Here is a 21,250-nt window from a genome sequence, read left to right as displayed (position 1 = left end):
GGGGAAAAATTTAAGCTATTTTTTTATTTCCGATTACTATATATACTGCAAAAAAGAAGTATGTATCAAATGTCTTTAAAAGATAAGGGAGATCTGATGGTCCTTCCTGAAATAACTGATTTTGAATCTTTGCTAAAAAAGCAAAAGTACAGTCTTGCAGGCACTCATTCAGCTGTTAAGACATGTCTTTGGCTTAGCCGTTCAATAAAAGATCAAGGTGACTGCTATAAGTCAACGTTCTATGGCATAACCTCTCATTGTTGTTTACAGATGACACCCACACTGAGATGCAATCAGCGTTGTTTACATTGCTGGAGGCCTACTGAGTTCGAAGTACCTCTTCCAAATAGTTGGGATTCTCCAGTGGAAATAGTGGGGTCATCAATTAAGGCTCAACGAAAACTTATCACAGGGTTTGGACATTCAGCACCAAGAGAGCGCTGGATAGAAGCCAATGAACCAAAACATGTCGCTATCTCTCTTTCAGGTGAACCTACATTATATCCGTATCTTCCTGAACTTGTAGAAGAGTATGAAAGCCAGGGCTTTACTACTTTTGTCGTAAGTAATGGTACTGTCCCTGAAATGATGGAAAGGATAGAACCTTCACAGCTTTATATGAGCTTGGATGCACCTGATAAAGAGACGTATGAAAAGGTTTGTTTACCGAAATCTCCTGCACTGTGGGATAAGATCAACAGGTCTCTTGAGATCCTTGGTACGAAAAATAACAGAAAGGCTATTCGCATAACATTGATTAAAGGTTTGAACATTTTCGACGCTGCAGGTTATGCCCGACTTATCGAAAAGGCGGACCCGGATTACATTGAGATAAAAGCGTATATGCATCTGGGCTTTTCCAGAGGCCGTCTTCCACGTGAAGCCATGCCTGCACACGATGAGGTTCTGGAATTTGCAAAAGAGATCGCCGGTCATATTGGATACAGTGTTGCGGATGATGTGGAAATTAGCCGTATAGTTCTGCTCTCGAAAGATGGAAAAGTTTCGGATCTTGAGTGAACTACCACTCATTAAAATGGGTGGCTTCCTGCTTCATTGATTACCTACCGGAATCTCCACAAGCTTGAAATGGGGCAGTCCCTGCCCTACTATGTCTTCGTTCCTATCTCGATTCGGCTTTACGTGTTTCGAGCAAGAACGACACTTTATCCACGACCTTATTCGCCTTGTAGGTGGACATATCTTTCAGAGGTTGCTTGTTTCTCACAACCAGTGACTAATGTAAGATACGACTACGTACTATATACGCATACTTATAGACAGTATTCATTAAGTCATTTAAACAAAATAACAGCAATCCATCCACTAGTTAAAACGGGTGGTCTTATTGCTCATTTAACTATAAAATTTAGACAAAGGTTATGTAACCAGTCATAACCTATATTTATACCCTTGTTCACATAGGTACATCTGTATAGCTAATAGCATCAATGTTCAATGTAGAACATTATCATCAGGTTGCGTGATGCAACTATAATCCCAATTGATCCTAATTATGGAGTATTCCTACAATGGCTGAACAATCTTCACATCAGAAATACGAGTTTAAAAAGAAACTGGAATCTTTAAGGGGAAAAAAAGGTCGTGGTACCGAACTTATTTCTCTGTACATACCTCCTGATAAACAGATCTCAGATGTTGTATCACAGCTTAGGAACGAACATAGCCAGGCTTCCAATATCAAATCCAAGCTTACCAAGACCAATGTACAGGGAGCCATCGATTCTATTATGTCAAGGCTCAGGTATGGTACAGTTCCGGAGAATGGGATCGTATATTTTACTGGTGCAGTAGATGTTGGTGCGAACAAGACCAATATGGAGACCACCATTGTTGAGCCACCACAACCCATTATCACTTACAGATATCATTGCGATTCGTCTTTTTTCCTTTCCCCATTGGAAGATATGCTAAAGGAAGCAAAGACCTATGGTCTGCTTGTATTGGACAGGCGTGAAGCTACGGTTGGTCTTCTCACGGGTAAACAGATAGAAGCATTCCGTAAACTTACATCCACTGTACCCGGGAAACAGAGAAAGGGTGGTCAGAGTGCTCACAGGTTCCAGCAATTGCGACTTATTGCCATACATGATTTCTACAAACGTATCGGAGATGCTGCAAGTGAGGTCTTCCTTTCAGTAGACCAGAAAGATTTCGAAGGAGTGCTTATAGGTGGTCCGTCACCCACAAAGGAAGAGTTCGAATCAGGTAATTTCTTCCACCACGAGATCGAGAAGAAGGTCCTTGGGCTTTTCGATGTCGCATACACCGATGAATCCGGTCTTCCCGAACTCGTGAATGCTGCGGGTGAGAGACTTGAAGACCTTGATCTCATGGTCGAGAAGAAACTGATGCAACAGTTCTTCAGGGAATTGGTATCAGATTCCGGGAAAGCGACCTATGGTGAAGATAATGTCCGTGAGAACCTCATAATAGGTGCCGTGGATATATTGCTGATATCCGAGGATCTCAGAGCTGTAAGAGAAACAGTCAAATGTACTTCCTGTGATTATGAAAGGAAGACCAGCCGCGAATTCAAGCCCGGGGACAGCAGTTCTCCTACCGGTAACTGCCCTAAATGTGGTTCTTATCTTGAGATCACTGAAAAGGTGGATGTCGTTGATCAACTGTCTGAGATGTGTGACCAAATGGGCACAAGGGTGGAGTTCATATCCACTGATTTCGAGGAAGGTTCACAGCTTTTGAAAGCTTTTGGTGGCGTTGTAGCGGTATTGCGTTTCAACACAGGTATCTGAATTAATTAAAGGTGATCATCTTGTTTTTAGATTTTATAGATCAGGTTACAAGTATACTGAACGATGCTGTCAGGTCAGCAGGTTTTGAAGCGGAAGATATGGAGCTTGGTCCTTCACAGCATGCAGACCTGTCTTCAAGAATAGCATTCAGGTTAGCTTCTGTTGCAAAGCAGAGCCCGAAGGATGTTGCTGAGAAGATAGCAGGCGAAATTGTGATACCTAAAGGCTCTTTCATAGAGAAAGTTGAGGCATTGGGCCCCTATTTGAATATCTGGGCAAGCCGCAATTTCATTGAGGGCACAGTTCTGGCCATAAGGGAACAAAAGGAAGCCTTTGGGGGTAATTTCTCTGAGGGCAGGATATTGCTCGAGCACACTTCAGCCAATCCTAATGGTCCGCTCCATGTGGGTCACATAAGGAATTCGATAATCGGTGATACTCTTGGACGTATTCTCAAACGTGCAGGATATGATGTGGAACTTCACTATTACGTTAATGATATGGGTCGCCAGATAGCAATAGTTTCCTGGGCACTTGGCCACTTCGAGTTTGATGAGAGCTCCAAGCCTGACCATGCTATTGCAGATGTTTACATAAAAGCAAATGCGGAACTCAATGCTCATCCTGAAAAGGTCGCTGAGATCGACAAGCTCATGCAGCTTGTTGAAAAAGGGGATGCAGCTACCATCGAAACTTTCGATAAAGCGGTCGATCTCGCAGTTTCCGGTATCAAGGAAACGCTCAAGAAGATGAATGTGGCACATGACGAGTTCCCGAAGGAATCCAGTTTCATCAGGTCCGGCGATGTTTCAAGGATAGTTGAAGAGATAAAGGCCACAGGTCGCACAGAGATCGACAACGGTGCACTTGTTGTGAACCTTCAGGACTACGGCTTCGAAAAGACACTGGTGATACAGCGTACGGACGGCACATCCCTGTACACCACACGTGATCTTGCATACCATGAATGGAAAGGCGAACGTGCGGATAGGATCATCGATGTGTTCGGAGCAGACCATAAATTGATATCCGGTCAGCTAAAGGCCACACTCAATGCAATAGGCAAGAAAGAGCCTGAATTCGTTATCTTTGAATTCGTATCCCTTCCGGAAGGCTCAATGAGCACAAGAAGTGGCAAGTTCATCAGTGCTGATGACTTGCTGGACCAGATAAAGACACAGGCGTATGAAGAAGTGGACAAGCGTCGCCCGGAGATGCCTGATGATTTCAAGGCAAAGGTAGCTGAAATTGTGGGAATTGGGGCTGTCAGATATGATATTGTAAAAGTGTCACCTGAAAAATCCACAGTGTTCGACTGGAAAGAAGCCCTTGACTTTGAAAAACAGGGTGGACCATTTATTCAGTACTCACATGCACGTGCATGTAGCATTCTCCAGAAAGCCAGGGATGAAGGTCTCTGGAAGCCGGAAGAACCTATCAACACTGCTCTTCTTGTGGAAGGCTCTGAAGTATCTCTCATTAAGAAAATGGCAATGTTCGACAACATGCTCGATCAATGTGCAAAAGAGCTCAGACCTCACACGTTTGCTATCTATGCAAGAGAACTTGCTGATGCGTTCAACCAGTTCTACCGTTTTGTATCTGTCTTGAATGCAGAGGATGAACAATTACGTTCAACCCGTATTGCTCTGGTAGATTGTGCAAGAATGGTTCTTGCCAACACTCTGGACACTCTTGGACTAGGCGCACCTGAATCCATGTAAGTGTTTGCAGGAATAGATGTAAATTAACAGAAAAGAGTAATAGAAACGGAGAATGAAGAATGGAACTATATCTGTACATTCTCCTGTATCTGTTTTTAGTGAACACATACTCTTTCTGGCTCATGTTCTCTGACAAGAGAAAGGCTATCAAGGACAAGTACAGGATACCTGAAAAGAAGCTGTTCAGGTGGGCTATACTTGGAGGCAGTATTGGTTCTATCCTTGGTATGGAAGCCTTCAGGCACAAAACGAGACATCCGACCTTTAAGATAGGTATGCCTCTGATATTGATAGTGGAAGGTTACCTTTTTGTTGAGTATGTTCTTCCATTTTTGAAATGAGCCTCTGTGGTCCAAAAAGTGTTTTAAAAAAGAGTGCTTACTTTATTTGAATGCATATAAGGATAGAGACCCCCAAGTTCAGTTTTTTCAAGTACCACAAAGTGGGAGATGAATACAAAAGAGTGTTCTTTTCGCCTATACCCACGATATTCAATTATGGATTCATTGAAGGTACAGTAGGTGCTGATGGGATGGAGGAAGATGCCATCGTTCTTGGTCCACTTCTTGTTCAGGGCACTCTTGTGAGATTGGACAATGCGAATGGGGTTGTGAAATTCGTGGATGATTCTCTAAGAGATGATAAAAAACTGTTCTTTTCCGGCAGCGATACGTATTCTGCCATGCTTTTCAGGACATATTTCAGAACATACGCATTGTTCAAGCGTTTTCGCTATCTGATATTTGAAAGAAGGCTTGCAGAGTGCAGATTTGAAGGGATTGAACTGTTCGATAAGGTCTAAAGGCACTGATAATGCCGATCTGTAAAATGGCTAAAGACTGAATAACATATCGAAGTATAAAAAAGTGAAAGATTAAGGGAGCAAGTTTCCCCCTCAAAGAATATCGATGGTCTGAAGATTCTTGACCTTATTGCTAAAAGGTATACCTTCCTGCTTGAGATGCTTCTTTATCGTGGTCTCAACGATCTTCACAAGTTGTTCCTTTTCCACATTAGTAACTGCTGAGAGAAACTTCAATTTACAATCTTTGCTTTTTGTTTCAAAGAACTCTATGTTTGGTACACTCTCGGAAGATGTGATACTGGCTTTCATGAGTGTTTCGGGGTACTCCAGTGCCATCTTGATGTGACCTACAAAATCCGGATTGAGATCTTTGATCTGTTCGCCTATGGAAGTTAGAACATCGATGGCATATTTTTCTGCCTTTTGAGCTTCCAGTTCGCAGTCCTTGATGGTGAGTTCGCCGGAATAGGAGCTGACTTCGGAAGCTTCAATGGAATTTATGTTCTCCCTTACTTCCCTTTCTTTGCTCTGACCTGCCAGCAGGTCTATGAGCCTCTGGAACTTTTCATCGGCTTCCTTTGCAGAGAACTCGATAACTTCTGCCTCGGGATTGAGCCCTTCCAGGAATTTTCTGACCTCTGCAACCTTTTCTTTCTCTGCTATATCGACCTTGTTGATACAGAGGATATCAGCATCCTCTATCTGTGTCTGAATGAATTTTGGTGTCTGCTTTATCTCCGTATTGAACCTTGTTCCATCCACAATGTTGACGATAGGTGCAAAGCTTAGGTCATCGATCTTCATCAGTGCAATATCGTCCTTTATCTGTCTTGGGAAAGCGATACCTGTAGGCTCGATGATAATGACATCTGGATGGAATTCATCTGAAAGGTTGCTCAAAGTGTATTCCATGCTTATCTTGAGCGTACAGCAGATACACCCGCTTGTTAGTTCTTCCGTAACGATACCGGTACTTGAAAGGGTGTCACCGTCAAGTCCTATTTCGCCTATCTCGTTCACTATTATTGCTATCTTATGACCTGTATCGCTAAGATGTTTTCCAAGCTTCAACAGAGTAGTGGTTTTGCCGCTTCCGAGAAAGCCGCCTATTATCATTATTTTCAATTATTTCACCAGCGGGAGAATGATATTTTTAAAAGATAATTGTTTAAGATCAAGACTGAGTTTAAACTTGTGAGTCTTTCCTTATAAATCTTGCAGATATCTGGCTATACAAGAAACTTTTTCCATATTCTCATTTCGCTACTATTATAAATGATACTTACAGTAGAGTAGCTATGACAGACCTGATCTTTGATGATATTGGAAGTTTTCCGTTACCTGAAGGTGTAACGAAAGAGTGGATGGCAAACGCCTTCTCAAAAAGGGATAGTGATGAGCAGCTATTCAATATCATAGGATCAGCGTTCAAACAAAAATTAGATGCAGGTGTGGAGGTCGCAACATATCCGCAGTTCCAGGACATGAACGAACAGTTCCTGTCCATAATCAAGGACCCGGAATGTGTGGAAGAACCTTTCAAGGTCAAAGAGGAAAGTGCCTGCATCCTCGAGCTTGACATCCTGGAGAAGACCGCCGCACAATACAAAGAGGAAACAGGTGAAAAGCCGGATGTCCGTGTTTGTGTAACAGGTCCTCTTGAACTTTATCTCAAGGATTTCGGGGGAACCCAATATACCGACATCCTGGATACGCTTGCAGTCAGCATTGATCGTTTTATCAGTAAGGCCATCAAGTCCGCAAAGAACTTCAACATAAGAACGATCTCCATCGATGAGCCAAGTATAAGTATCAATCCACAGGTGATGTTCGAAGATGCTGAACTGGTGAAAGCTTTGAGCCTTTCTACCGCCTATGCAGGCAAACAGGATGTAGATGTGGAAATACATTTACATTCACCATTGCATTACAAGATCGCATGTGACACTCCGAGTATCAATGTAATAGGCGTGGAATCAGCAGCCAATCCTTCCTATCTTGACCTTATAGACAAAAAAGTGCTTGAAGACACGGATTCTTTCCTTCGTGTAGGTATCGCAAGGACCGATATTTTCAATCTTGCTTCGGTTCTGAATGAGAAATACAATACAAATGTCTGGAAAGACATCCAGTATCTGCCTGAGATCGTAACAGAAATGGAAACCCCAGGGGTCATTGCAAAAAGGCTTGAGAATGCCCATTCCATATTTGGGGACCGCATAAAATATGTTGGTCCGGACTGTGGAGTTGGCGCATGGCCGACACAGGAGATCGCCTGTCAATTACTGAGCAATGTTGAAGAAGGTATCAGTATTTTCCAGAACAAGCATTTGTCCTAAACGAAAAAAAGTGCAGGAGTATAGAGCTACCTGTAAAATTATTCATTTTTTTCATTAAAGGCAGTGTAGCGACAATTTGTATTTGTTTGATCAATTTATTGTAAACAGTAACTTATTAATGCAATTAAATAGTAACTTATTAAAGTAATTAAATAGTAATTTAGTTATTAATTAACAACGAGTTTAACATATTGACAATCTGGTTTATAATAGTTTATTATTAATTGGGGTTTATTAATGAGAATACCATCTGGAATTGAGGGTTTGGACGAAATAATTCAGGGCGGACTAGTCGCTAATCGTGTTTATCTTTTGACTGGCCCTCCTGGCGGTGGGAAAACTACTTTTGGCATGCAATTTCTTGCACAAGGAGCTACTTTTGGGGAAGTTGGACTTTATGTGACACTTCTCGAAAGCCCACAGAATGTCATTGATGATATGTCTAATTATGCAATGAACGTGGCAACTTTAATAAAAATGAAAAAGCTGCTTTTCGCTGACCTTGGCCCAAGTATGGAATACGGTTACATTGATGAGCTTCATGAGGTCATCAACTCGGACTATGAAGTAGGTTATTCATCAGTGGAAGGTGAAGCACCATCACCAGCCATGGTCTTCAAGGAAATTGCAGCATATGTTTCAGAGTACAATGTGAAGAGACTTGTAATAGATTCGGTGACAGCCATACGCTTTAGTACAAAGGATCATTCCTTGGAAGAAAAGGAAATGGGACGCTTCATCAGGAACCTTAAAGACCTTGGGTGTACGACGATCCTTCTTTCTGAAATGACCGATCCTAATGCCTATTCTACTGAACAGTTTGCAGCGCATGGTGTGTTATTCCTTCATAATTTCCTTTATGGAAAGAAAATGACCCGGGCATTACAGATCATTAAGATGCGTGGTACAAAACATCATTGTGATATGATGGAAGTTGAATTCACTGATAAGGGTCTGGCTGTAAGATCTGTTCTTGTGTAAAGAGTGCTGAAAATGGATCTTTTAAAGAATAGCAAAAACAAACTTACACTTGCTGAGCTTAAGAAAGCCGAGCTTGAAGCTAAATCCTTTAATCTTGGATTAGAGGTTGGCTATAACAAACATTCAGAGATCGGCTGGGTCAAGGAGAACCTGGTGAAGCTGGAAAACCTTTCAAAAAGCCTTGGTCTTGGAGATGTGATCTCTGCTCAATACCTTTATGGTAAACTGGAAGGGGCTCTTGCCAGAGAGAAAGGGCTTAAGATCGATGCTTTTCAGAAGGCAGAACAGAATGAAGGAACTTCTGTAACAATAGATCTGATAGCCGGACCAGAAAAAGAGGTTGATACAGGATTTCGTAACCATACTTCAAAAGATGAATTGTTCGCTCCTGTTGGCCGCCCGAAATTCCTTAGTTCTCCTGAATGTACTTCCTTGACAAAAGCTATTGACCGCCCTACGAGCATGGATGGTTTTAAGCCATTGAGGCCGAGAAAATAAAAATAGCAAAGATCTGACAAACTATGGCCCATCTTTCAGAAGAACTCATAGCTCCCTGTGGAATGAACTGTGGGACATGCATTGCTTTTTTTGGTCATACGATGAGCGGGAGCAAAAGAAAAAAGAGATGTCAAGGGTGCAGAGCAGAAAACAAAAGTTGTGCTTTTCTAAAAAAGAAATGTAAAAAATTAGATAAGAACGAAATAAATTATTGTTATGAGTGCGAGTCCTTCCCTTGCGAGCACCTCAAAATACTTGACGAGCATTACCGTAAAAGGTACAATATCAGCCTGATAGACAATCTCATCTCCATCAAAGAGAAAGGCATGGACTTTTTTTTAAGATCATAGGAGGACGAATGGAAATGTCTGGAATGTGGTGAAATAATGTGTTGTCATAATTACACATGTTTCAACTGCGGTTTCAAGAGACCAAAGAACTGAAATTGCGAATTAATGGAAAGAACAGTTGTTAAAAAAAGAAATGTGGTTTTAGGCTATGTAGCCATATCCCACAAATCTCTGTTTATCATCCAGATTACAGATTATGAACCTGTCAGATCCATTGTAAGCCAGTAATCTCGATCCTGAGAGAGTAAGCACACATTCAGCATCTGTTGCAGTCCTCTCAACTTCCTCTCCGTTGACGAGAATCTTTTCAATTCGCATTGGGGCTGACTGCAAACCTACGAAGATATGAGGTACATCCCCTACTGCAAAGCCCTTTGAGAAGGGTGTGAAATGACATTTGAGTGTAAGGTCCTCTGTAACTTCTTCCTTTTGTGAGAGTACAAAACCTCTCTCAACATCCTTTGATTGCACGTTCTTGAGTGCAAGTCCAACTCTTGCACCCGCTGGTGCACTCTTTGCATCTACATCATGCAGCTGAATGGAACGAATCTCTATCTGCTTATCACTTGGGAAAGCTATCAGTTTATCCTTTGCATTGATGGTTCCCTGGTCCACGACACCAAGAACGACACATCCGATACCGGTAACATTGAAGGTCTGGTCGACGACCACACGTGATGGAAGCTCGTTCAATTCTTCAAGCTCTTTATCGACAACCTCGCCAAGATCGAATATCATTTCCTTGAGCTCTTCCATTCCCTCAAAGGATGTTGTGGAAACAGAAATATATTCCCAGTTCTCAAGAGCTGTTCCTGTTGTTAATTTCGTTATCTTCTCTTTCAGTTCATCAATGGCAAAAGGATAGCTTGTATCTGATTTTGTCAGAACGATGATGCCGTGCTTATAGCCCAGAAGGTTGAGTGCAATGATACACTCTCCCGAATAAAGGTCAAGTCCTTCAGGAGGTATGCACAGAACTGCAATGTCCGAAAGGTTTAAACCAGCCATCATCGGCTTGATAGCTGTAGGATATCCTGTTGCATCGATAGTTGTCAGAACTTTTCCGCTCTTGGCAAAATCGTACATTGTAAAATCTGCTACGGTTCCCTTCTTCCCTAATTTTGCAGCAAGGGTTGTCTTTCCGCTTTTTTCGCTTCCGATGATAGTTATTTTTGTCATATATTATCACACTTTTTGTGTACACAAATACTTATTGTGATATATGCTTTTTTGAGCTTACCATGTTTCTCCCTTCCACATGGAAAGCGTCTTATCATTGGTACTCTTGTTCAGCTTCCTGATCTTGACAATAAATTCATCGCCTGCCACTTCCGGCTCACTGAAAATAGTTTCCATGCCTTGCCGTCTTAAATATTCCTTGAACTTTGAAACGGTTTCAAGGCTTGATACCCTCATCTGAACTTCATCGGCTACACGGGAGCCATTTCCTATATCGTTGATCGAATCTATCATGGGATAAAGTATACTTCTCCCAAGTTGCAGGCAGCGCTTGTCTATATCATCAGATGTCTCTTTCCATTCAACTGCTTGAAAACCTTCGCGCACTACCCTGGAGAACAGATAGTCCCTGCCGACATCATTGTAGAACTTGAAAGCATGCTTCAGGTCTGCACAATTGCTTTGCGAACAGGTATATTTTAAAGGTGCTATCTCCATCATAGGATCTTTGATAATAACACCTTCGTGTTCTATCTTACCAAGCTCCCTTATAATTTCCCTGATCTTCAAAGGAGCTTCTTCTTTTGAAAATTCACCAAAGAGTCTGACCTGTGTGAATCCGTATTCCTTTGCAAGCTGCCTTCGCTCATGAAGCGGAAGGGGAATGCCACTATGTTTATGTCTGATATCGAAAACGAAAAGTTCAAGGGATTCGACATTGTAGATCTTCTTTGGGATATAAGGATTGTCAGGACCTACCATCTCGCCGTGGAGTACAAGTTCCGGATGTTCTTCAAAAAGATCAATATCCAAAAACTTCTGTACTCTTTCAGTTGAATAGGGGCAGACGTAACCTCCACGGGTTATGGCAATGATCTTTCCGTCAACTGTAACGATACGTACATTAAAACCGTTCATCTTCTCTTCGACACAGACTGTCTCGACATCAGAAAAGTGAGCTTCTATAGCAGGTTTTAACAGCATGGCCCGCTGTATCTTTGGAAATCCTCTTATAAGTTCAAAACAGCCGTTCTTTTGCTGTAGAACTGATCCGCTGTCAATATGAGAAATAGATGTATCAAAACGAAAAAGATGCTGATGGTCTCCCCAGAGCTGCAAAAGCTCACGCTTTTGTAATAATTTCTGGAGTTTGGATACGGGCAGGTCCAGATAATCTGCAGCTGCCCTCACATCCAGTTGGATACCATCAACATCATCAGGTCTCATTCTTTCACTGTGCAAATGCACTAATGATGTTTCTTCTTGTAATGAAACCTACCATATCTCCTTCAAGGTTCACTACTGGCAAACCACCAATCTTTTCCTTGAGCATCATCGCTGTAACATCCGACATCAGAGTGTTGGATTGCACGGTCTTGACACCTCTCTTCATAATATCTTCTACAATGAGGTTCTTGATACGTGAATCTTGCTGATTTCCAGAAACAATATCCCTGAAAGCACGCATTGACTTAGCGATGTCCTGTTCAGTGACAATACCTACAAGTTTGCCATCCTCAACAACAGGGAACCTTCCAATATCTTCATCAAGGATTATGTGTCTGATATGGCTGACCCTGTCTCCTGGATGTACGGTTATAGGGTCCTTGTTCATTATCTCAGCAGCATAACCATCGATCTGACTATTGTTCAGCACTTCATTTGGTGTAACCCAACCGAGAATTTTCTCATTCTCGCTTACAATTATAATACCGCGGTTCTTTGCCATCAGGGTAAGTGCATCATCCACGTCCATATCAGGCATGACCTTTACGAAATTGTCTGAAACAGCGGTTGCTACATGGAGTGAAGATGCAGGTTTAGCTCCTTTCTTTCGTGTACCAAGTTCTTTAGTAAGACCTCTCATTGTAAGTATGCCGATAAGCTTGTCGTCATGCTTTACCAAAAGTCGGCGTGTCGCCTTCTTTTCCATAACATCAAGCGCATGGGATATCGTGTCTGCTTTATCAATAGATATCGGTTCTACCATTATGTCCTTAACTTGCATATTCTCACCTCTTTTATTTCGTGACGTCAGATTACTAATCTATCACTAATCTCTCAAATATCCATCAAGCTGCTTTCATGATATCTGTCCTGCTGACAATACCGACAATCTCATCATTTTCAGCAATAGGGATACCTGTAATGTTCCTATCTACCATGATCTTTGCAGCTTTTGTGATATCATCCCCAACATCCAGTACAGCAAATATGTCGCTCATTACATCCTCTGCCACAAGAGGGACAGTCTTGACATATCTGTATATTTTCTCACCACTGGGTTCAGATTTTCTTGCCATCTTTATGTTCTTTGAAGGAAGTCCTCCCTCATTATCTGCAAGTACCTGAAGTGCAAGTTCTCTTGTAGTTATAATTCCAACCGCTTCCCCGGAATCATCTGTAACAATAAGCTTGCTGATATTGTTACTTTCCATCTCATCGATCACGTGGTTGAGGGTGTGATGCCTGTGGACAAAAATGGGATCTGCTGTCATGATCTCGCCTAGATTTTTCTTAACAGGGAGCTCAGACATGTGGCGAATTACATCCACTCTTGTAACAATACCCACAAGTTCTTCATTGTTGAGCACAGGAATGTTATTGATATCATTATCGACCATCAATGCCGTTGCTTGAGGAACAGATGCATCTTTATAGATCGTAACAGGGTCTTCTGTCATTATCATCTTTACAGGAACCTTGTCAATAGGCCTTCGTCTCCACATTGGTTCTGCCTGGGCCAGGCGTCTTCCAAGATCGGATTTGGTAACGATACCTACCATCTTGTTGCCTTCCGCGACAACAATTGTGCTTATCTTATGTCTAAGCATCAATTTCCTTGCATGTGACACAGGCTCTTCCGGTTCCATTATATATACCGGGGAACTCATGATGTCTGATACATTCATATCTCATCCTCCTTTGTTTGTTAGTTATTCCTGTGGAAATAAAATTCATTCAGCTATTGCTCTTAGGATATCCCTCTCTGTGATTATACCACAAAGCTCTTCATTATCGATAACAGGCAGGGATCCAACACCATTTTTGAGCATGAGGCTGCTCGCTTCTCCGAGGTCTATATCAGAAGTTGTCCATACCACATCCTTTGAGACCAATGAACTGATAGGAACATCCATTGCTTCATGGAAATTACCGGTGACCAAATTCTCAAACACTTCTCCGTTCCCGAAAAAGTTCATAATGGCTGATGCATTGACAATTCCTATGATTATACCCTTCTTTACAACAGGAAGTCTCCTAAAGTTGTTCTTGACCATCACTTTAGCAGCATCTCCGATCTTCATATCAGCAGACGCCTTTTCCACATTTTTGCTCATGTGACCGGCAACTGACATATTAGTTGGAAGTCCGCTTGCAAACGTTAAGAAATCCTTCTCAGTGCATATCCCACAGACATGACCTGCACTATCAACGACAGGCAAGCTTCCTATGTTGTGCTTCAGCATGAGCTCAAAGGCTTCCTTGATATTGCCAGTACTATGAATGGACACTACATGGGGTTGCATTATCGAACTAATATTAGCGTTGATAGCAGCCAGCAAGTTCCCTTTATATTTATTCTCAATAAGTTGGTTCTTATCTCCCCCAAGGAAATCGATTATGTCAAAAGATGTAATGATACCTTCAATTTTGTTTGTGCCAGCGTTTGTTATAGGAATATGCCTGAACTTCCTTTCTGTCATTATCTTGATGGCATCGATGATCTTTGTTGTAGGCGGGATAGTAATAACATGTTTAGTTGCCACAGACATAATATCCCCTTCATGCTCTGATATCTTCGCATGGAAATCGAAAGCCTTCTTATCCATTGTTTCATTAGTAGCAAACTGAACAGGATCCTTTTTCTTGCTACCTACAGGGCCATTGTTTTGAAGTTTCATTTTATCCTCCTTATTTTTTTCCAATAATTAAGTATTCAATAGGCTGTACGAATTTTGGAATAAACAAAAAGCCATCCAAAAATATTGAAAGGTCTGTGGTTACAGTCCTAATTGTTTAATTTTTATTTCTTGATAGATCCGCCTCAGTTATGCTAGGTCATAAAGCGGGACCAACACTCATAAAGAAGCACGCAGTATATCGGTCCGGGCCACTATTCCTATTACCTTCTCCTCATTAACAACCGTCAATCTCCCGATATCATAATGGAGCATCTTTTCAATACACTCTTTTACACTGGTGTCAGAAGACACTGTATAGGCAGGAGTTGACATTATCTGTTCAACTGAAGGAACGTCTTTGGACTGTGTTTGATTTTTCTCACTAATGGCTGGCCTGACAAATCCGGATCTTATGATATCCCTTATGGTTATCATTCCCTGAAGTTCATCAGAATTGGTGACCACAGGTAGACCGGAACAATTCGATGAAAGTAGGATCGGCCATATTTTTGTAAGAATGTCCTGTGGGTTACAGCTAATAACATCAGTTGTCATGACATCAGCTGCAACTTTGGTATTTATTTTATGAGATCCGATATTTGCAAGAATATCTGAATTGCTTACTATTCCAACTATCTCTTTATCAGTTTCAGATGCCACTACTGGGCAGAGCCCGACATCTGATGCAATAATAAGTTTTGCAGCATCCATGATGTCTGTTTCTTGCGTTATAAGCGGACAATCATTCACGAATCCCTCAATGGTTACATTGGAACGCGTGGATGCGATGTTGAGAATATCCTTATTTTTAAGGATACCAACCATCTTTCCATTGGCATTGGTTACAGCAAGACCTCTAAGAAAATGGTCTCTAATTAACTGTCGTGCATATGTCATGTTGTCGTGCTCTTTAACACTAACAGCATCCTTGGACATAATTTCGTTGACTTTCATATAAAACCCCCGTTCATATGAATCAGACAAAGAGGCTTCATCTTCATCTTCTTATTCTTCTTCTTCTCTACAATCTTCGCATAGTATAAGACCGTTAAATTGATTCAGATCATCCACATGTGATCCACACCTTTGACATACCCCCCTTTCAATGTCAATAGTTCCAACTACATCCTGCTCTCTATTTATCTCTATAAGGTCTTCCAGAATTGTATTCAGACCCGGAGCTACTGCAAGGATGTCCCTGTCGGTAACAAGTCCTACGATCGCCTTCCCATCGGTGACCGCAAGCCTTCGAATATGGAATTTCACCATCATTTCAGATGCTTTAATGGCACCAGTGTTTGGTTTCACTGTTAGAATCGGTGATGACATTATTTCTTCAGCATTTACAGTGTGTGGCATGGCATCTTTTACCATTACCTTACATACCATATCTCTTTCAGTTATAATGCCTGTAGCTTCACCATATTTTGTTATGATGACGCTATCAATATTCTGTTCATCCATAGCCTTGGCTACTTCAAGAGCTGTGCTTGTCACATCAAGGATAAAGACGTCTTTAGTCATTATCTCATGAATGGTAACATCTTTCAGGGTCTCTTTGATAGACCCGTCCGCCGCAATGTTCCCTTTGGTCACCAGGACCATAAATATCACCCTCCTATGCTACTAATTGAATTCCCACATTCAATTACATAAAAGTTCTACTTTATAGCATATATAGGTGTTCATTTTTACTTGATTGTTACTCTTGTACGGTTTCCAGCACTTAGTTCTATATCCTCGTATCCGGATTTTGAGTATGCATCAATTATTTCGATGGGTGTCTCAATGTCCAGTTCATCTACAAGAAGGGCATGATCTCCCCACAGAGCAACTCGAATACGGCCGGTATCATCAGATACATAGATGTTTGAGACCATATTGCTGGTTCCGTCATCCTTCTCGAACTCTCTCAGTTCTCCAAGACCGGAAACAAATCCTTTTATTGAATAGGATTCGCCGGGTATGATGTCGGCTATAGGTGTGAAGCTCTCTTTGTACTCGACATTTGCTTCTGTCTTTCTGAGAACACCATGGTTTCCTATCTGTACCTCAACCTGCTGGCTGAAGTTATTTGTTCTTGCATATCCGTTGATTATCTCAACAGCATCATCAAGGTTCAGGGAAGTGGTGGAATCTACTTTTTCGTCCCACAGTGTCACGCGTATCTTTCCGGTTTCGTCACCTATCAGTATGTTCATGACGCGCCCAGGGTTCCCATCCTTTTTCTGGAAGTTCCTGACATCAGAGATATCCAGAAGTTTTCCTGAAATATTGATGTCTGACATACCGTCCTTTATATCAGCTATCTTTTGTGACTGCATGTTGACCTCTATTTTCTGGTCGGTCTGACGCATTAGGCCGTATTTGCCGATGTTTATTTCTGTTCCAGAATAGCCATCTTTTGCATAACCTGTGATCTCCAGGGAATCTCCAACCTCGACGCTTCCGTCCTTAATGATATCCGCACGGTCATCCCAGAGAGTGAGCTTTATGGAACCTGTTTCGTCTGCGACCTTAACAGTTCCCACTCTGCCAATGGTACCATCATTGCGATTGAATTCGCGTACATCAAGAATTGAAGTGACCTTTGCTACAAAGCTCACATTGCCTATCTCAGCAGTTATATCTTTTATTTTGATGATATCTTTTACAGTATCTGTGACCCCAAGATCATGAGCAACAAGCATTGCTGCTGTCTTCATATCACAAAGACCGCTCATTTGGTCTACTTTTTCATCGACCCTCTTTCTAAAATCGTCTTCGCTGATAATGCCTCCAAGCTTATTGTAGATCTCAGTTATCTCGTCCATTGATGACACCTGTAAATAGTATTAAAACGGGTCCATAAGAATTATCCAAAACTTATAGGAAAAAGATAGGCTGTTTCCTTGTTTTGTAATAGCGTAGGCCCCGGGTAAGTTTAGTTCGATATGATATAACCCTAACGAAAGGTAGGTTATACATCTTGCAGAAATCCGTTCTTATTTTCAATTATCCGCTTTCTGATTCGTGGATATAGATAAAGTTATATTAAGTATAAAATGCATTTGCATTTAGATAGCATGATTCGCAAGTGTAATGAGCATGGATACTTCAGGGGCGAGTTTTGTCCGGACTGTGGCGAGAGCGGAAGGTATGTACTGGACGATGAACGCGAAGAGCGTCTCGGAAGGTTCATCTCAGGCGCATTGAGGCACTTTCCCGATGATGTTGGGCTCACTATGGACGAACAGGGTTGGGTCAATATGGACCTGCTCTGTGACATAATGGACCGCCGCTACAAATGGGCGACAAGGGAACGGCTTATTTCTCTGATCGAATCCGATCTGAAAACTAGGTATGAGATAAAAGGTTCCAAGATAAGGGCAAGATACGGTCATTCCATTAATGTGGAATTGGACTATCTTGAAACTGAGCTTCCATATCTTTACTATGGTGTCAGTCAGGAAGAGGTTGAAATGCTTCTTGATACTGGTATTGCTCCCATGAGACAACGCTATGTACATCTTAGTACAAGTTATGGGAAGGCGATAGAATCAGCTTCGGTCCATACTGAGAATCCAGTAGTGCTTGAGGTCGATGTGGATGAGGCACAAAATGATGGATTGTATTTTATGTTGGTCAATGATGATATTGTGCTAACAGATGGTGTTCCACCGGAATATCTTAGCGTTGTGGAAACTGAGGAATAAGCTTTTTGAAGCTTATTGAATTGAAATTTTCACTATACCTTTTCTTTTTTCGGTTTTGAACTTTATATCAAGGAATTTTTCTGTGACCCAGATGTTGGTCCTTGTATGGGGTGATATTTCTTTTACAGTAAAAGAACCACCTTCAGCAAGTCCGAGATAGGGGATAAGCTGGTCTGCAAGATGAATGTCAACGGAAGAAGGGGTTAAAAGTTCATCCAGAAGAAATGTAGCAGCATCACTGCCTACCTTTTCTGATGTTATTTCTCTTTTACCGGGCACGAAAGAGCCTTTCATTCCACAATATAAAGTTATTCCACTACCGGTGGATTGAAAGTCAGTACGGCATGTTTCTATTGAACATTCATAGCCGGCATCTTCAAGAACGGCCTTTGCTTTGTCGGCCTGCCTCTGTGCAACATGGTCAGGCAGATTGGAGCAATGCGATATTCCACGAATGATCCCTCTTTCTTCTGAAAGCTCATGAGGCACTAAATGTGAAGGCTCGATCATTGCCTTAACACTACCTCCACCACGCGGGTAGTATCCTCTTTTTAAAATATCGATGTTGCATCGGTAACCCATTTTCGAGAGGGCATTGAGTGTGACATTATTAAGGTAATCGATACTTGGTGACCATGAAACATCAGTTCCTCCTTTTATCTCAAGTTTGACCTTAGTGTCAGAATAAGCAGCAATGGGCATTATGCATTGCAATAGTAAAGCTATACTTCCTGCAGTGCCGATATCAATAGTATATTTACCCCCCCTTATTTCCTGTGGAAAAAATGCAATATCCGTGGAGCCTATCTTAACTCCTTCTACTTTTGCATCACACAATAAGGCCGCTGTTCCTATTGCTTTTACATGTTGGGCTGAGAGTCCGGAGTTTGGCCGGTCTTTACGTATATTCTTTATGGATGTTGCTTTTCCCGTAACAGCAGAAAGTGCTATGGCGTTTCTGACTATCTGTCCGCCGCCTTCTCCATAGGACCCATCGATATCGATCATGTTCTTGCCTTTATTTTCCTGAAAGCATCTTTAATTGCATACATAAGGGGGTCCACAACGGTAGATACCGGTGGTGCGTAACAGGTTTCAATTGAAAGCATTTCTTCAATTGTGGCCTTCTTCTTTATCATGAAAGCAAGGCTGTCAATTCTTTCTTTTACACCGCTTTTTCCGATTATCTGTGCACCTGTAAGTCGATCATCACTGAAAATAAGCTTGATGTGGATATCACTGCTGCCTGGGAAGTAAGATGCTTTTGTCACTCCTGTAGCGTAACCTGTGATGACATCGATGTCTTCTGACCTTGCTCTTTTACTTGTAAGGCCCACCGAGCCTATCAGGAGATCACCTGCAACGTAGATACTGGGACCCAGAAGAGGTTTGAGTACGGTATCTTTCCCACAGATGTTGTTGGCCATTATCGTAGCCATATGTCTTGCAGCAGGAGCGAGTTGTACAAGTGTTCCTTTGTTGGTGATAAAATCTGTTATCTCACAACAATCTCCGCCTGCAAAGATGTCGGTTGAAAAATTGCCGTCCACAAATGCCTGAAGGTGTTCGTTCACGATAATACCTCCAAGTTCTCCTGTGGAAATACCTGCATTTTCTGCAAGCTCGACATCAGGTAATATTCCTGTGCTTATTATAACAATATCCGCTGGTATTCGTTCTCCTGAAATTAGAACGTTCTCCACCCTTTCTTTCCCTTCGATACTATCCGGTATATTTCCTGTAATGAGGTTTACACCTATGGACTTGAGGAATTCTGAAACGATTTCTGCCATATCAGGATCAATCAGACGTGAAAGAATTGCAGGGCCACGGTTGATCAGTGTAGTGTCTATCCCTCTTTTCGCTATGCCTGCTGCAGTTTCAACACCTATTGCACCTGCACCGATGATGACCATGGTCTTAGCAGAAAGAAGTGCACTTTCTATTTTCATGCCATCAGCAAGTGTTTGTATAGTAAATATGCCATCCATTCCGATATATTTCTGTAAGGGTTGAGGTATCCGTTGTTTTCCACCGGTAGCGATTACAAGCTTATCGAATAAGATATCACAGTTCTCAAGCTCAATTTTTCGATTGAGAATATCTATTGATAGGGCTTCGGTTTCAAGTTCTATGTCTATCCCCATTTTATCAAAGAAGTCAGGAGTTTTGACAATAAGAGAATCAAAATCATGTACTTTGCCTGCCAGCTTGAAAGGTATCCCACATTCACTGTACGATATGTGGGCATCCTTTGAAATGACTATGACGGAAAGGTCCTTACACCGTTTTACATGTGTAGCAGTAGTAAGTCCGGCAGCACCTCCGCCTATGATGGCAAGGTCGTATTTTCTAATATCTTTCATAAAGATAATTTCAAATGCATGTTATTAGGGTTTTGGCATTTGATGAGAGCCGTATCTGTTGAATAACCGAGGATAATAGAACAGTAAGATAATTGACGAGCGAGTTTGGGGAGTGGGGGGGGGTTATTGTAGTAAAAAATAATGTGTCCCGCTCGTCAGCGTCCCTATTATGTTATTATATTTAACCATGTTGGCATATAACGATATTTTGGCTCCACATCAGATAAATTTGGGTATGGTTGCCGTGTTTGATTTTAATGAATATACATCGATCATGGTGTGATTTTTATATTTTAAAGAGGATGCTGTGATGTATTTAATTACATCCATTTTATAATACCATAATGATCCTTAAAATACTTTTTCGAACACATTTTTGAAATCGTGGTGCAGAGGTATTTCAGAAAGATCCAAAACCACAAAGTTATTAAAGTGTAAGAACTAACTAGTCTGTTGTGATTGGAATAATATCACAATAATATTTAATTAATTTATCAAATATTCCATTGGGTGATTTATCCAATGGAAATAAACAGATTATCAAAATAAGATCTGGATCATTGTGGTTGCGCCCTCACTTAATGCGCACCATTATCACATATTACAAGCAGAAGGAGCAGTCGAGAGAGTC

Annotated in this window: 21 protein-coding genes; 10 read left to right on the top strand and 11 right to left on the bottom strand. The window is 41.5% G+C overall.

What is annotated here, in order from left to right; genetic code table 11:
- The first annotated feature begins 69 nt into the window (after positions 1-69).
- The 5 genes from twy1 to PBV53_RS03855 all read left to right on the top strand — a co-directional run bounded on the left by twy1 (position 70) and on the right by PBV53_RS03855 (position 5,303).
- Positions 70-1,020: a 4-demethylwyosine synthase TYW1 gene (gene twy1 / locus PBV53_RS03875; protein ID WP_270095869.1), complete on the top strand. Its 951-nt coding sequence runs from the start codon at positions 70-72 to the stop codon at positions 1,018-1,020.
- 512 nt (positions 1,021-1,532) lie between these two features.
- Complete coding sequence (gene prf1 / locus PBV53_RS03870) at positions 1,533-2,777, top strand: peptide chain release factor aRF-1 (RefSeq protein WP_270095868.1); 1,245 nt, start codon at positions 1,533-1,535, stop codon at positions 2,775-2,777.
- Between the two features lie 20 nt (positions 2,778-2,797).
- On the top strand, positions 2,798-4,501 hold the full coding sequence (argS, locus tag PBV53_RS03865; RefSeq protein WP_270095867.1) for an arginine--tRNA ligase: 1,704 nt from the start codon (positions 2,798-2,800) through the stop codon (positions 4,499-4,501).
- A 59-nt stretch (positions 4,502-4,560) separates the two neighbouring features.
- Positions 4,561-4,842: a DUF1294 domain-containing protein gene (locus PBV53_RS03860; protein ID WP_270095866.1), complete on the top strand. Its 282-nt coding sequence runs from the start codon at positions 4,561-4,563 to the stop codon at positions 4,840-4,842.
- A 50-nt stretch (positions 4,843-4,892) separates the two neighbouring features.
- Positions 4,893-5,303: an inorganic diphosphatase gene (locus tag PBV53_RS03855; protein WP_270095865.1), complete on the top strand. Its 411-nt coding sequence runs from the start codon at positions 4,893-4,895 to the stop codon at positions 5,301-5,303.
- A gap of 93 nt (positions 5,304-5,396) precedes the next feature.
- Here PBV53_RS03855 and PBV53_RS03850 read toward each other — a convergent pair whose 3' ends face one another.
- Positions 5,397-6,422, bottom strand: a complete 1,026-nt coding sequence (locus PBV53_RS03850; RefSeq protein WP_270096652.1) for a CobW family GTP-binding protein — start codon at positions 6,420-6,422, stop codon at positions 5,397-5,399.
- 182 nt (positions 6,423-6,604) lie between these two features.
- Here PBV53_RS03850 and PBV53_RS03845 point away from each other — a divergent pair, with 182 nt between their 5' ends.
- From PBV53_RS03845 to PBV53_RS09645, 4 genes are all read left to right on the top strand, one after another.
- Entirely contained in the window at positions 6,605-7,645 is a 1,041-nt protein-coding gene (locus tag PBV53_RS03845) for a methionine synthase (RefSeq protein ID WP_270095864.1), read from the top strand.
- A 237-nt stretch (positions 7,646-7,882) separates the two neighbouring features.
- On the top strand, positions 7,883-8,626 hold the full coding sequence (locus PBV53_RS03840; protein WP_270095863.1) for an RAD55 family ATPase: 744 nt from the start codon (positions 7,883-7,885) through the stop codon (positions 8,624-8,626).
- Positions 8,627-8,638: 12 nt separating this feature from the next.
- Entirely contained in the window at positions 8,639-9,124 is a 486-nt protein-coding gene (locus PBV53_RS03835) for a hypothetical protein (RefSeq protein ID WP_270095862.1), read from the top strand.
- A gap of 23 nt (positions 9,125-9,147) precedes the next feature.
- On the top strand, positions 9,148-9,474 hold the full coding sequence (locus tag PBV53_RS09645; protein ID WP_369123345.1) for a DUF3795 domain-containing protein: 327 nt from the start codon (positions 9,148-9,150) through the stop codon (positions 9,472-9,474).
- 141 nt (positions 9,475-9,615) lie between these two features.
- Here the strand turns inward: PBV53_RS09645 and PBV53_RS03830 are convergent, their stop codons facing one another.
- From PBV53_RS03830 to PBV53_RS03795, 8 genes are all read right to left on the bottom strand, one after another.
- Positions 9,616-10,653, bottom strand: a complete 1,038-nt coding sequence (locus PBV53_RS03830; RefSeq protein WP_270095861.1) for an EF-Tu/IF-2/RF-3 family GTPase — start codon at positions 10,651-10,653, stop codon at positions 9,616-9,618.
- 57 nt (positions 10,654-10,710) lie between these two features.
- The gene (locus PBV53_RS03825) at positions 10,711-11,880 is read right to left on the bottom strand and encodes an RNA ligase (RefSeq protein ID WP_270095860.1); all 1,170 of its coding nucleotides are present in this window, start codon (positions 11,878-11,880) and stop codon (positions 10,711-10,713) included.
- A gap of 4 nt (positions 11,881-11,884) precedes the next feature.
- Positions 11,885-12,661 (bottom strand): CBS domain-containing protein, encoded by a 777-nt coding sequence (locus PBV53_RS03820; RefSeq protein ID WP_270095859.1) that lies wholly within the window; start codon positions 12,659-12,661, stop codon positions 11,885-11,887.
- A 64-nt stretch (positions 12,662-12,725) separates the two neighbouring features.
- On the bottom strand, positions 12,726-13,565 hold the full coding sequence (locus PBV53_RS03815; protein ID WP_270095858.1) for a CBS domain-containing protein: 840 nt from the start codon (positions 13,563-13,565) through the stop codon (positions 12,726-12,728).
- Positions 13,566-13,610: 45 nt separating this feature from the next.
- Positions 13,611-14,558, bottom strand: coding sequence for a CBS domain-containing protein (locus tag PBV53_RS03810; RefSeq protein WP_270095857.1), 948 nt, complete (start codon positions 14,556-14,558; stop codon positions 13,611-13,613).
- Between the two features lie 177 nt (positions 14,559-14,735).
- The gene (locus tag PBV53_RS03805) at positions 14,736-15,512 is read right to left on the bottom strand and encodes a CBS domain-containing protein (protein ID WP_270095856.1); all 777 of its coding nucleotides are present in this window, start codon (positions 15,510-15,512) and stop codon (positions 14,736-14,738) included.
- 51 nt (positions 15,513-15,563) lie between these two features.
- The gene (locus tag PBV53_RS03800; RefSeq protein WP_270095855.1) at positions 15,564-16,163 is read right to left on the bottom strand and encodes a CBS domain-containing protein; all 600 of its coding nucleotides are present in this window, start codon (positions 16,161-16,163) and stop codon (positions 15,564-15,566) included.
- 86 nt (positions 16,164-16,249) lie between these two features.
- Positions 16,250-17,371, bottom strand: a complete 1,122-nt coding sequence (locus tag PBV53_RS03795; protein ID WP_270095854.1) for an OB-fold nucleic acid binding domain-containing protein — start codon at positions 17,369-17,371, stop codon at positions 16,250-16,252.
- Between the two features lie 252 nt (positions 17,372-17,623).
- Here PBV53_RS03795 and PBV53_RS03790 point away from each other — a divergent pair, with 252 nt between their 5' ends.
- Entirely contained in the window at positions 17,624-18,253 is a 630-nt protein-coding gene (locus PBV53_RS03790; protein ID WP_270096651.1) for an RNA 2'-phosphotransferase, read from the top strand.
- Positions 18,254-18,265: 12 nt separating this feature from the next.
- Here the strand turns inward: PBV53_RS03790 and rtcA are convergent, their stop codons facing one another.
- Together rtcA and PBV53_RS03780 are read right to left on the bottom strand one after the other, a co-directional pair.
- Positions 18,266-19,261, bottom strand: coding sequence for an RNA 3'-terminal phosphate cyclase (gene rtcA, locus PBV53_RS03785; protein WP_270095853.1), 996 nt, complete (start codon positions 19,259-19,261; stop codon positions 18,266-18,268).
- Positions 19,258-20,619, bottom strand: coding sequence for an NAD(P)/FAD-dependent oxidoreductase (locus PBV53_RS03780; RefSeq protein ID WP_270095852.1), 1,362 nt, complete (start codon positions 20,617-20,619; stop codon positions 19,258-19,260). Before PBV53_RS03780 ends, rtcA begins: the two co-directional genes overlap by 4 nt.
- Between the last annotated feature and the right edge of the window lie 631 nt (positions 20,620-21,250).

This window comes from Methanococcoides alaskense, assembly GCF_027594145.1.
GTDB lineage: Archaea > Halobacteriota > Methanosarcinia > Methanosarcinales > Methanosarcinaceae > Methanococcoides > Methanococcoides alaskense.
This window is presented reverse-complemented; position numbering and strand designations above follow the sequence as displayed.